The following is a 12,504-nucleotide window of genomic DNA, read 5'->3' on the forward strand; positions in this document are numbered from 1 at the left end:
TCCTACAGGGACCGTGTCGGTTTCGAGACTTGCGCTGTACTTTGTAGGAGCGGGTTTACCCGCGAAGAGGCCGGTGCAGGCCCACATATGGCTCAAGAAGCACACAGTTCCCCTGTGGGAGCGGGTTCACCCGCGAAAGGGCCGGTGCAGGCAGTACAAAACTTCAGGCCCGCCACAGGTACCAGGCCGCCACGGTGCGGTACGGTCGCCAGCCGCCGCCCAGCGAGCGCATCTGCGCGGGTGTCGGCGCCTTGTCCAGCCCTTTGAGCCGCCGGTAACCCTCGCGCACGGCAAAATCATCCACAGGGAGAATGTCCGAACGCTCCAGGCAATAGATCAGCAACATTTCCACCGTCCAACGCCCTACCCCGCGCAGCGTCACCAAGCGCTCGATCAAGGCCTCGTCGGCCATGGCCAACGCCTCTTGCCGAGTGGGCACCAAACCCTCCAGGCGGGCCTGGGCGATGCCTTGAATAGTGGCCATCTTGCTCGCCGAGAAACCACAGGCACGCATGGTTTCCGGAGTGACCGCCAACAATTGCTGCGGCTGCGGGAACGCATCTTCCGGGAACAGTGCCAGCAACCGCCCAAGAATCGCCTCGGCAGCGCGGGCATGCAGCTGCTGGTAGGCAATCGCCCGCACCAACGACTCGTAAGGCTCGCGCCCTGGCGTGGCCTGGTGCAGGCAGGGCCCTATCGCCGCGATGTGCCGCGACCAGTCCGGGTCCAGTGAGGCCAGGTGTTCGGTAGCCTCACGATAGGCTTCAGGTGAAAGGTCGGCCAAAATCATGACACCTCCAGCGAGTCGATTGCAGGTCCAGCTTAGCTCAGCCGCTCGTCGGGCAAACGCCGGTTCTTGCGCGGCTAATTCCTGGCATACCATTGCTCAACGTAGTTGTCCCGCATAGAATTGAGAACTATTCACAATCACACATCACGGGACCGGGCCTTGGCCACGATGCAGACCAACGACACGCTCAAGCCAACCGAGGTCGCTCTGCTCTATCAGGCTCACCATTCCTGGCTTCGCGGCTGGCTGCGCGGCCGGGTCGGCTGCAGCGAGCACGCTGCGGACCTGGCCCAGGATACCTTCGTGCGGTTGTTGCGGGCGCGCCAGGTGTCGCCGCTGAAGGAGCCGCGAGCCTATCTCAGCAGCATCGCTCGTGGCCTGATGATCGACCAGTTCCGTCGCCGCGCACTGGAAAGGGCCTACCAGGAAAGCCTGGTTCACCTGCCCGAAGCCGAAGTGCCCAGCGAAGAACACCGGCTGATCATCCTCGACACCCTGGAACGCCTCGACCGTGCCCTGCAGCAACTGAAGCCGCGTGCCCGCCAGGCATTCCTGCTGGCCCAGCTTGATGGCATGAGCATCGTGCAGATCGCCCAGCGCCTGGACGTGTCGCGGGCAACCGTCGAGCGCGACCTCGCCAAGGCCCTGGGCCTCTGCTACCGGTTACGTTATGCCGAAGCCTGACGGCGCGCCCGCGCAAGCACAGGTCGACCAGGCCATCGACTGGCTGGTGAAGCTGCGTTTCGACAGCCCCAGCCCACGTACCGAGCAGCAGTTCCAGCATTGGCTGGCCAGCCACCCGCACAACCCCTTGGCCTGGCAGCGAGTCAGCAACCTCAGCGACGAACTGGCAGGGCTACCCAAGGACCTGAGCCGGCGCACCCTGGACAGCAGCCAGCGCCAGCGCATCAGCCGTCGCGATCACCTCAAGCTGCTGAGCCTGCTGGCTGTGGGCGGCAGCCTGGGCTGGGCGGCGCGCGAACCGTTGGGCCTGCCACAACTGCTGGCTGACAGCAGCACCGCTACTGGCGAGCGCCGCCAGCTGCAAGGCAGCGATGGCAGCCGCATCCAGCTCAACACCGCCAGCGCCATCGAGCTGCGCTACAGTGCCGAACAGCGCCGACTGGAACTGCTACGCGGTGAAGTGAGCCTGGAGAGCAACGCCGACGACAACCGCCCGTTCCGCATCGATACGCGCGTCGGCCCGCTGGTCACCCTCGACGGCCAACTGCTGTTGCGCGAAAACCGCCAGGGCCTGCTGCTGGCCGTGCGTCGCGGTGAAGCCACCCTGTTCCCCGCCTCGGCCGCCCCACGGCAGGTGCTGCCAGGCGAAACCTTGCAAGTGTGGGCCAACGGCAGCGTCCAGGCAGTGACGCTGCACAGCGACCCCTGGGGCTGGACTGACGGCGTGTTGAGCGTGCAGCAGATGCCGCTTGGCGAGTTTGTTACCGAGCTTGCCCGCTATCGCCCCGGCCTGCTGCGCTGTGCGCCTGAAGTGGCGAACCTGAAGGTGTCTGGCACCTACCAGTTGGCCGACACCGGGGAGATCCTGCATCTGCTCAGCCATAGCCTGCCGGTGCGGGTTGAGTACCGTACTCGGTACTGGGTGAGTATCGGCGCGGCTTGAAGGCAATGCGATCCCTGTAGGAGCGGCCTTGTGTCGCGATGGGGCGCGCAGCGGCCCCACGATTTCAGCTTCGCCGCAGATATCGCCGGGGCCGCTTTGCGGCCCTATCGCGACACAAGGCCGCTCCTACAGGGCCCGCGCAGGCTTGAGGTCAGTCCGCCAACGCTCGCAAGCGCCCCGTTGCGCGATACGACTGACGGGCAAAGCACACGAACAACCCGGCCATCAGCGCCAGCGCCATGGGCAATCCATGCGGCGCCACATCCATTGCCGCGCCGCTGACCAGCGGCCCGATCAGGCTACCCACACCCCACAGCAAGCCCACACTGGCATTGGCGGTAACCAGGTCCTGGCCCTTGAAACGCTGCCCGATCAGCACCAGCGCCAGGGTATAGATGCCCCCCGCCACCGCGCCCAACACGACCAGCAGCGACCACAGCAGCCAGGTCATGTTCAGTAACCAAGGCAGGCCGATGCCGATCGCCATCGCCACCAACCCGCACACCAGGTGCAGCCCGGTTCGTTCCACCCGGTCGGCCAGCCAGCCCAGCGGCAGCTGGAACAGCATGTCGCCCGCAAACACCACCGTCACCATCAATGCCGCCACGCCCACGGCAAAGCCATGGCTGGTGGCATACACCGGCAACAGCGACAGCACCACGGCATCGAAGAACGAGAAGAACAGCACCGCCACGCACAACGCCGGCGCCACGCGGAAGAACCCGGCCAGGCCAAAGCTCTTTTCGCCCTCTTCATGTTCGACATGATCATTGGGCACAGTCAGCACGATGCACAGCAGCGCCAGGCCATAGCAGGCGGTGACCACCCCGGTGATCCACGGGCTGTCTGCGCCCAGTACCGCCAGCATGGCCGGGCCAAGCACCTGGAAGCCGGTGAAGCTGGTGGCGTACAGGGCCATAATCTTGCCGCGGTTGTGCTCGGGGCACAGTTCGTTGACCCACGACTCGCCGAGGATGATGGCGATACCCATGCCAAGCCCCAGGCCCAGGCGCAGCAGCGCCAGCAGCCACATCGAGCCGAACGCCGACTCGAGCAAGGCAATGCTGACCGTGCACAGGCTGAAACACAGCAGATAAATGGTGCGCCGGGTGAGGTGGCGGCAGCAGGCGTCGACCAGGAAGGCCGAAAGCATCATCCCCGCGGCAGGGATGGCCGAGATGATGCCGATTTCCAGGGTGCTCGCCCCCGCTTCATGCAGGCGCAACGACACCAGCGGCAGGCTGGCCCCCAAACTGAAACCCACGACCGAAACGGCGAACAACAGGCCCGCCAATAAACGCATGTTCATGTACCACTCCTTGCAAACCGAAAAGACGTGCAGACACAGGCGCGCACGCCGGGGCGGCGAGCGACGCAAAAGCGCAGATCAGTTCAGGCGAGGTGTGGCGAGAAGGTGAAGGCAAACAGCACGCTGCGGCGGCGCTTGAGTACCGTGTCGCTCGGCCACGCATGACGCAGGGCCTGGAGGGCAGGCTGGCGGGCGTTTGGCAGGGAATGGGTACGGCGCATTACTTTGGCTACTTTGTGGGGGGCTGAAAAAGAGGCGGCACTCTAGGTTACGGCATGTGGGGTCGTCAATTGCCTGGGGGCCTCTGCGAGGCCCATTCGCAGCACAAGGCTGCTCCCACAGGGGCCGCGTACGCCATGTAGGAGCAGCCTTGCGCTGCGAATGGGCTGCAAAGCAGCCCCGGCAATATCAGCGCTTACCGGTACTCGGCAGCAACACCGCCAACAACCCGAACAACGGCAGGAATGAGCACAGCCCATACACATATTCGATGCCACGCAGGTCCGCCACATACCCCAGCAGCGCCGCGCCAATGCCGCCGAAGCCGAACATCAGGCCGAAGAAGATCCCGGCAATCATGCCCACGCTGCCCGGCACCAGCTCTTGTGCGTACACCACAATGGCAGAAAACGCCGAAGCCAGGATAAAGCCGATCACCACACTCAATACTGTGGTCCAGAACAGGTCGGCATACGGCAGCGCCAGGGTGAACGGCGCCACGCCCAGGATCGAGAACCAGATCACCGCCTTGCGCCCGATGCGGTCACCGATCGGCCCGCCAAAGAAGGTACCCGCCGCCACCGCGCCCAGGAACAGGAACAGGTGCAACTGCGAACTGGCCACCGATACACCGAACTTCTCGATCAGGTAGAAGGTGAAGTAGCTGGTGAAACTGGCCATGTAGAAGTACTTGGAGAACACCAGCAGGCCCAGCACGATCAGCGCCGCGATTACCCGATTGCGCGAGATACCATGGGTGGCCTGCACCGCCTTGCGCGCCTTGGCCTGGTTGAGGTGTTCCTTGTACCAGCCACGCAGCATCAGGGTGACGCCGAGGAAGAACAGCGCGGCCAGGCCGAACCAGGCCACGTGGGTCTGGCCGAACGGAATGACGATGGCCGCCGCCAGCAGCGGGCCCAGCGCGGAACCTGTGTTGCCGCCGACCTGGAAGGTCGACTGGGCCAGGCCGAAACGTCCACCTGAAGCCAGGCGGGCGATGCGCGAGGTCTCCGGGTGGAAGGTCGACGAGCCGATACCCACCAGCGCCGACGCCAGCAAGATCATGGGGAAGCTGCCGACAAAGGCCAGCATCACGATGCCCACCAAGGTGCACAGGGTGCCCAGCGGCAGCAGGTTTGGCGCTGGCCGGCGGTCGGTGAAGAAACCGACCCAGGGCTGCAGCAGCGAAGCAGTAATCTGGAACGTCAGGGTGATCATGCCGATCTGGGCGAAGCTCAGGTCGTAGTTGGCCTTGAGCATTGGGTAGATCGCCGGCAGCACCGATTGGATCAAGTCATTGATCAGGTGCGCCAGGGCGCAAAAACCGATGATGCGCATCACCAGCGGCGTGGCTTGGCTCGCCGCTGCGCTGGTGGACGCCGTGGAGGCGCTACTGGTGGCCATGTGCCTGAATCTCCGTCCGCAGTTTGGGATCCGATTATCGGGAAACAAATAGATACATAGCTACCTTTTTTATCCCTCTGTCGCGACGTACTTGAAAATGGTTCTCAATATAATTAGCATCTTCGGCTAATCCCCCTGTCATCGTTGGGCGAAACGGCCCCTATCGCGAGCAGACCGACCCCATGAGCCCGATGCCCGCCAAGCAGCTGCAGCCCGACCCACAGCAAGAAGCGCTGGAGTGGTTTGCGCTGTTGCGTCAGCCCGGTTGCGACGAAACCCAGCGCCAGGCATTCGCGGCCTGGTGTCAGCTGCAACAGAACGCCCAAGCCTATGCCGAACTGGAAACCTTCTGGCAACAGTTGCAGCCGCCACCCGCTCGCCCTCGCCCACGGCCAGTCGGCGCGCGTCGCAGCAACCTGGGCAAATGGCTGGCGTTGCTATTTCTGCTGGGGCTGGGCGCTGCCGCCTACCTGTACTGGCCATTGATGCAGCGCCTGGCCAGCGAATTGCACACCGACGTAGGTGAACGCCGCAGCATACGGCTGGCCGATGGCAGCACGTTGCACCTGGGCGGTGCCAGCGCGATGAATGTCGACCTGCGCGGCCGCACTCGCCAACTGCACCTGGTGCAGGGCCAGGTGAACCTGGAAGTGATGCTCGACGGCCGCGCCATGGAAGTAGCAGTGGGCGATGCGCGCATTCAAGTATTCGGTACCCGCCTGCAACTGGCCCGCCATGCGGGGCATGACGAACTGCTGGTAGTCAGCGGCAAGGCCATGGTCATTCAGGGTGGCGAGCAGCGCATGGTTTCGGCGGGTGAGCGGGTAGCCTTCGATAACACCCGTATCGGCCCGGTACAAAAAGCTGGCCTTAACAGCACCGAAAGCTGCAAGGGATGCTCAGGCGCTGGCTTGTAGTGCGCTGAAGCCGGGCTCGGCCGCTAAGTTTTTGAAAGCGTGCAAAATTTTTTTGAAATGAGTGTTGACAGGGGGGGCGTACAAGGGAATAATGCGCGCCATCGGCTACATAGCTCAGTTGGTTAGAGCATAGCATTCATAATGCTGGGGTCCGGGGTTCAAGTCCCTGTGTAGCCACCAAATACTTGTTTACAGACTTCTTCTGAAGTCCATAAACATACCAAGAAGCCCGCCTAGTGCGGGCTTTCTTGTGTCTGGGGCATTCATTTTGTCGCTCCATGTACCCGGACAGCCCTCGCCTTCGTGTTCGACCTCGTCAAGAAACTTTGGACGATACCGCCTGAACGCATGAAAAAACGCCGTGAACATGTCGTGCCCTTGAGTCGGCAGGCCATCCAAGCACTAGAGGAGCTGCACGCACTCACCGAAAAGCACGGTGCGATACCTAGGTATTGAAGTCGATGACGCATTGGAGATGGCGGAGCAGACAGAGGTCTGAAAGCGCACAGCGACGGTCGAGGTATGACCGTCGCTATCCATAGCGGCCATTTAGGTCAAACGGTTCCACCACAGATACAAGCGCTAAGGAGAATGGAACGGCACCCCACCTGAGGCGCAGTGGTACAGCTGGCTATAACCATTTTAGCGGCAATTCGTATTACACTTTGTGAGCTATCGACTCAATAGCCTTACCTGAGACCGAGCACTTCGATCGCATTTTCTTTCAAAATCAATGCATGGACCTCTTCTTTGAAACCGGCCTGCGTGAAATCCTTCATCCACCGGTCCGGCGTAATCAGTGGGTAGTCGGAGCCAAACAGCATTTTATGTTTCAGCAAAGTATTCGCGTACTGCACCAACTGCGGTGGGAAGTATTTGGGCGACCATCCTGACAGGTCGATATAGACATTGGGCTTGTGCAGGCACACCGAAAGCGCCTCATCCTGCCAAGGCCACGAAGGGTGGGCCAGGATGATCTTCATGTCGGGAAAGTCCGCCGCGACATCGTCCAGGTGCATGGGATTGGAGTACTTCAAGCGCAACCCACCACCGCCCGGCATGCCGCTGCCAACCCCGGAATGGCCACTGTGAAAAATGGCCGGCAAGCCATATTCCGCAATGACCTCGTACAGTTGATAGGCCATACGGTCATTCGGAAAGAACCCCTGGCATGTCGGGTGGAACTTGAACCCCTTGATGCCGAAGTCCTCGATCAACCGGCGCATTTCCCGAACGCCCATTTTTCCTTTGTGCGGGTCCACACTGGCGAACGCGAGCATCATGTCCGCGTTGTCCTGGGCCGCGCGGGCAACTTCCTCGTTGGGAACCCGTCTGCGTCCGATTTCGAACTCCCAGTCCACGGTGAACATCACCAGACCGATCCTTCGCTCGCGGTAATAGGCGATGGTCTCGGCGATGGAAGGCGGTGAGCCGGATTTGAAGTATTTACGTTTGGCGTCTTCGAACTCGATGCGGTAGTCATCGTCCGGTTCATGGCACGAGAACTCGGCATGGGTATGAACATCGATGGCAACCAGGTCGGCGGTCTTCATGTCACTTCCTCAAACGGTCAGGCAGGGGGCAAGCCGCCGTCACAGGCACATGCCAGGTGGACGGCGGCTTCAGGCAAAGTTGGATAAAACGGGCGTGGGGTGCAAAAGCCGAACTATCGGACACTCGCCAATTGCCGATCCGGGTCACGGCCGCTATACAGCGCCTCGATTTTTTCAGCCCGATGCGTCATCACTGCTCGTTGATTGATCGAGCCTTTGTCCGTCAATTCGCCTCGATCCAAGGATGCGGGCTCATCGAGCAAGGCAGCCCAGTCAACCCGCGTGGCCACTCCCGTCGCCATACAGTTGAGTTCGTCGATCAGTTGGAGCAGCCACTGCTTAACACTGGCGGCATTCAGCGCCTCGCGCAGGGGCGTACCGGCCTCGACACCGGCCAGTCGGCGAATGTCGGCAGCACACGGAAAAATCAACAAGCCTATGCGCTCTCGATCAGGCCCGGTGACCACCACATCATGGATGTAGGGAGTCCCCTGCGCGATCACACGTGCTCGCAAAGGCCCCACACTCACGAACCCGCCCGAGGTCAGCTTGAAATCTTCGGCGATGCGACCATCGAACATCAGCCCCAATTGCGGGCAATCGGCGTCCGCAAACCTGACGGCATCGCCCGTACGGTAGAAACCTTCTTCATCGAACGCCTGCGCGGTCTGCTCTGGCGAGCGCCAGTATCCGGGCATCACATGAGGCCCGCGGAAGCGCACCTCGAACTTCCCATCCGCGGGCACCATCTTCACTTCGCACCCCGGGGCTGGCAGTCCGATGTAACCCGAAACCGAAAGTGGCCCAGTGGTGAAGGTACAGCTAGGCGCCGTTTCGGTCATGCCCAGGCTGGCCATGATCTGGATGCGCTCTGCGCAATGGTCCATCGCCACGTTGTCCAGACGATTCCAGACCGCCTGGGACAAACCCGCACCGGCGAAGAAGAACAGCTTCATGCGCGCAAAGAAACGTGTCCTGAGCTCGGGGTCGGCCTCCAGGGCCGATACGAGCTCCTCCCACCCCTTGGGCACCGTCAGGTAGGCGGTCGGCGAGATTTCACCAAGGTTGCGCAGCGTCTCTGCGAAGTACTGGGGCGTGGGCTTGCCATCGTCGATGTAGAAACTGCCCCCGTTGTACAACACGATGCCGACGTTATGGCTCCCGCCAAAGGTATGGTTCCAGGGCAACCAGTCCACCAACACCGGCGGCTCGACACCGAACTCAGGGAAGGTCTGCAGGAGCATCTGTTGGTTGGCGCACAGCATTTGCTGCGTGGTTATCACGGCTTTTGGCAGTTTGGTCGAGCCAGAGGTGAACAGGAACTTGGCAATCGTCGAGGGCTGCACCGCCTCGAACGCCGCGTCGGCCTCGGCGCACGGAGTTTGCCCCAACAGGTCGCTGAAAACCCTGTGCCGCCGCCCGGGCAACTGACCTGAGGTCAGCAATACCGGCGTATCCGCCGGCACGACGGCTTCGATGGCGCGGGTGTAGGCCTCCCCCTTGGCGGCAAAGACCAGCCCGGGCTCGAGGATCGAAATGATATGCCGCAGCTTCTCGAAATCCTGGGAAACCGTCGAGTAGGCGGGAGAGACCGGGCAATAGGGAATGCCACAGTACAACGCCGCAAAAGACAGTTGCAGGTGCTCCAGGTCATTGCCTGACAGGATGACCAAGGGGCGTTGCTGGCTGAGCCCCAGCCCCGTCAGGTGCTGCGCGATGGAGCGTACGCGCCCGAGCATCTGTGCATAGGTAATGTGTTGCCAGCACCCGGCGGCATCACGCTGGGCAACGAATGTCTGGTCAGGCTTGACCTGTGCCCAATGAACCAATCGCTCCATCAACCGACGAGGATAAGGCCCCAGTGGCTCGGTGGAGCGCAGGTAGGTGACGTTGCCGATTTGCTCAATGGCAACACCGGGTCGCCCGATCGCGACGGCGCGCAGGGGCGTAACCAGGGCCGGTCGCTCATCGCAGTCAACAAAATCGCTATTCACGTGTTGAACCTCTGTAAAAGGTTGCAACGCAACGCCTGGCCAAGGAGTTTTGGCCGTGGACATCAGCTGCAGGGGCGAGCGCCAGGCTAAAGGCGCTCTGTGTTGTTGTTATCCGTAGCTGCGGTAACGAGGGCATGCGACCTGAAGCTCACGATCAGATAGGGTAATGCCGCGCCCCATGGTGCAGGGTCACCCAACGCAACTGGGTGAATTGATCGATGGCGGTCTTGCCGCCGAAACTCCCATAACCACTGGCCTTGACACCACCGAACGGCATCTGTGCCTCATCATGAACCGTGGGCCCGTTGATATGACAAATGCCCGACTCCAATCGCTGTGCCAGTGCCAGGGCGCGCGCGGTGTCCCGGCTGAACAGCGCGGCGGCAAGGCCGAACTCCGAGTCGTTGGCCAACGCCAGCAACTGCTCATCACCGCTTCCCCGGATAACCACCGCCACCGGGCCAAACGACTCCTCGCGGTACAGGCGCATGCTGTCGTCAACGTTGTCGAGCAAGGTCGGCTGCATGATGCTGCCTTCCAACTGGCCACCCCCAACCAATCTTGCCCCCTTGCCCAACGCATCATCGACCAATTGCCTGATGCGTTGCCCGGCGCTCACATCGATCAGCGATCCCAGCACCGATCGCTCATCGTCCGGACTGCCAGCTTGCAGCGTGGCGATCTTGGCTGCCAGCTTTTCGATGAAGGCATCGGCAACCGACGTATCGACGATCAGACGCTCCGTCGACATGCAGATCTGGCCTTGGTTGAAATAGGCGCCGAAGGCTGCCGCGTCGACCGCCGCATCGAGGTCCGCATCGGCCAGCACTATAAAGGGCGCCTTGCCACCGAGCTCCAGCAATGCTGGCTTCAGGTGGCGTGCGCACAGCTCGCCGACGATCCGGCCCACATGGGTGGAGCCTGTGAAATTCACCCGCCGCACGGCAGGGTTGGCGATCAGTCGCTCGACGACCGCCGCCGCGTCCTGCGGCGCATTGCTGATCACATTGACCACGCCCTCGCCCAGGCCTGCGTCCTGCATGACCTGCCCGATCAGGCAGTGAACGGCCGGGCTCACCTCCGATGATTTGAGCACCACAGTGTTCCCGCATGCCAGCGGCATCGCGATCGCGCGTGTTGCAAGAATCACCGGGGCGTTCCAGGGCGCTATCCCCAACACGACACCGCATGGCTGGCGAAGCGCCATGGAAAAGCTCCCCGGCACGTCGGACGGGATGACCTCGCCTGTGATCTGGGTGGTCAGGGACGCCGCTTCACGCAGGATGTTGACCGCGAGCTTGACGTTCAACCCGTACCAGTTGGCCATGGCGCCGGTTTCACCCGCCCGCTCGATGAACGACGCGCTTCGCGCCTGCATCAGGTCTGCCGCCTTCAACAGACGTGTCCGACGCTCATTCGCAGGCAACGCGGACCACGCGGGAAACGCAGCCTTCGCCGCCGCCACGGCTGCGTCGGCATCCTCGAGCGTGGCAGCGGCGCTGATCGAGACGACCTCGCTGGTAACGGGATGACGACGCTCGAAGGTCCGCCCATCGCTACTGGGACGGGCTTGACCGGCAATCAACAAGGGCACGTCGAACATGAATCATTCCTCGATTGTTCTTGGCTGGTGAAATGGCCTGTTCAGATCAGTGCGCGCACGGCAGGCGCAGCGCAGGAGCATGCCGCGGCCTGACAGGCTGGGGGGGCACCGACCTGAAGGGGCTTAGCGCTTGTAGGCCTCAAGCCCCGGCTTGATGCTCTTGTCGTCCAGGAACTGCTTCAGACCCTGTTCGCGCCCATGCTCCGGATCACGCAATTGCGCCTGGTCGAGCTTGGCATACAGGTAGTCTTCGTTCTGCTCCCAGGTCAATTCGCGGCAACGCTTGAAGCCGATCTTGGCCGCGCGCAGGACCACCGGGTTCTTGTCCAGCAGATCCTGGGCCAACAGGACCACTTCTTCACGCAGTTGCGCCAAGGGCACGCTGCGATTGACCAGCCCCATCTGGGCGGCTTTCGGGCCGTCGAATGTCTTGCCCGTCATGATGTAGTAGAGCGACTCGCGGTGACCGACGGTGTCCGCCATCGCCTTGCTGACCAGGTTCCCCGGTGGGATGCCCCAGTTGATTTCCGACAAGCCAAAAACCGCTTCATCAGCGCAAATTGCCAAGTCGCAGGCGACCAGCGGGCTGAAGCCACCACCAAAACACCAGCCGTTGACCATGGCGATGGTCGGTTTGCTGTACATGCGCAGCAGTTTCCACTGCCACTCGGATGCATCGCGGCGTATACGCTCTTGCAGGATCTCGGGGCCTGCGTCTACTTCACGGAAATACTCCTTCAAGTCCATCCCGGCGGTCCAGGCAGTACCGGCCCCGGTCAGCACCAGCACCTTGGCGTTGGCATCCTGCTCAACGGTCTCCAGCACGTCGCGCATTTCCCGGTTCAGGGTCGGGCTCATGGCATTGCGCTTCTCCGGGCGGTTCAACGTCACCCAGGCGATGCCGTCTTGCACGTCGACGTTGACGGTTTTCCAGCGATTTTCGTAGCTGCTCATCTCACACCCCGCTTCCTGGCTTGTCTGCCGTTTTTTGTGAAAGTGAAATTAGCGCTGCCAATTAGTTATGTCAATTAATCATTTACTTGAATAATCAAATCCCTCGCTCACTGGCCGCGAGGCTCTGGATGATG

Annotated in this window: 10 protein-coding genes, 1 tRNA gene and 2 pseudogenes; 5 read left to right on the plus strand and 8 right to left on the minus strand. The window is 61.9% G+C overall.

The window, feature by feature from the left end; translation table 11 throughout:
- Positions 1 to 163: 163 nt before the first annotated feature.
- Positions 164 to 790 carry a DNA-3-methyladenine glycosylase family protein gene (locus ACIP1G_RS06355; protein WP_400734774.1) on the minus strand — a complete coding sequence of 209 codons (627 nt, stop codon included), beginning with the start codon at positions 788 to 790 and terminating at the stop codon, positions 164 to 166.
- A 168-nt stretch (positions 791 to 958) separates the two neighbouring features.
- On the opposite strand from ACIP1G_RS06355, the gene ACIP1G_RS06360 reads away from it, so the two are divergent.
- Both ACIP1G_RS06360 and ACIP1G_RS06365 read left to right on the plus strand, forming a co-directional pair.
- Positions 959 to 1,474 (plus strand): sigma-70 family RNA polymerase sigma factor, encoded by a 516-nt coding sequence (locus ACIP1G_RS06360; RefSeq protein WP_400734931.1) that lies wholly within the window; start codon positions 959 to 961, stop codon positions 1,472 to 1,474.
- The gene (locus ACIP1G_RS06365) at positions 1,461 to 2,417 is read left to right on the plus strand and encodes a FecR domain-containing protein (protein ID WP_400734776.1); all 957 of its coding nucleotides are present in this window, start codon (positions 1,461 to 1,463) and stop codon (positions 2,415 to 2,417) included. Before ACIP1G_RS06360 ends, ACIP1G_RS06365 begins: the two co-directional genes overlap by 14 nt.
- Before the next feature lie 151 nt (positions 2,418 to 2,568).
- Here ACIP1G_RS06365 and ACIP1G_RS06370 read toward each other — a convergent pair whose 3' ends face one another.
- From ACIP1G_RS06370 to ACIP1G_RS06380, 3 genes are all read right to left on the minus strand, one after another.
- Positions 2,569 to 3,726 (minus strand): MFS transporter, encoded by a 1,158-nt coding sequence (locus ACIP1G_RS06370; RefSeq protein ID WP_400734778.1) that lies wholly within the window; start codon positions 3,724 to 3,726, stop codon positions 2,569 to 2,571.
- An 83-nt stretch (positions 3,727 to 3,809) separates the two neighbouring features.
- On the minus strand, positions 3,810 to 3,947 hold the full coding sequence (locus ACIP1G_RS06375) for a hypothetical protein (RefSeq protein ID WP_400734780.1): 138 nt from the start codon (positions 3,945 to 3,947) through the stop codon (positions 3,810 to 3,812).
- A gap of 187 nt (positions 3,948 to 4,134) precedes the next feature.
- The gene (locus ACIP1G_RS06380) at positions 4,135 to 5,349 is read right to left on the minus strand and encodes an MFS transporter (protein ID WP_400734782.1); all 1,215 of its coding nucleotides are present in this window, start codon (positions 5,347 to 5,349) and stop codon (positions 4,135 to 4,137) included.
- Positions 5,350 to 5,540: 191 nt separating this feature from the next.
- Between ACIP1G_RS06380 and ACIP1G_RS06385 the strand changes: the two are divergent.
- The 3 genes and pseudogenes from ACIP1G_RS06385 to ACIP1G_RS06395 form a co-directional block, all read left to right on the plus strand.
- Positions 5,541 to 6,236, plus strand: a pseudogene (locus tag ACIP1G_RS06385) (FecR domain-containing protein); the annotation flags it as partial.
- 133 nt (positions 6,237 to 6,369) lie between these two features.
- A tRNA-Met gene (locus ACIP1G_RS06390) sits at positions 6,370 to 6,446 on the plus strand.
- 129 nt (positions 6,447 to 6,575) lie between these two features.
- Positions 6,576 to 6,713: pseudogene (locus ACIP1G_RS06395) on the plus strand (integrase); the annotation flags it as partial.
- Positions 6,714 to 6,955: 242 nt separating this feature from the next.
- On the opposite strand, the gene ACIP1G_RS06400 reads toward ACIP1G_RS06395, so the two are convergent.
- The 4 genes from ACIP1G_RS06400 to ACIP1G_RS06415 form a co-directional block, all read right to left on the minus strand.
- Complete coding sequence (locus tag ACIP1G_RS06400; RefSeq protein ID WP_400734784.1) at positions 6,956 to 7,819, minus strand: amidohydrolase family protein; 864 nt, start codon at positions 7,817 to 7,819, stop codon at positions 6,956 to 6,958.
- A 113-nt stretch (positions 7,820 to 7,932) separates the two neighbouring features.
- A complete protein-coding gene (locus ACIP1G_RS06405; protein WP_400734786.1) occupies positions 7,933 to 9,813 on the minus strand; it encodes a feruloyl-CoA synthase in 1,881 nt (626 codons plus the stop codon).
- Positions 9,814 to 9,967: 154 nt separating this feature from the next.
- Positions 9,968 to 11,416: an aldehyde dehydrogenase gene (locus ACIP1G_RS06410; RefSeq protein WP_400734788.1), complete on the minus strand. Its 1,449-nt coding sequence runs from the start codon at positions 11,414 to 11,416 to the stop codon at positions 9,968 to 9,970.
- Between the two features lie 123 nt (positions 11,417 to 11,539).
- Complete coding sequence (locus tag ACIP1G_RS06415; RefSeq protein ID WP_400734790.1) at positions 11,540 to 12,370, minus strand: p-hydroxycinnamoyl CoA hydratase/lyase; 831 nt, start codon at positions 12,368 to 12,370, stop codon at positions 11,540 to 11,542.
- Positions 12,371 to 12,504 lie beyond the last annotated feature (134 nt).

Source organism: Pseudomonas sp. NPDC089392 (assembly GCF_044749595.1).
In the GTDB taxonomy this organism is placed as follows: domain Bacteria; phylum Pseudomonadota; class Gammaproteobacteria; order Pseudomonadales; family Pseudomonadaceae; genus Aquipseudomonas.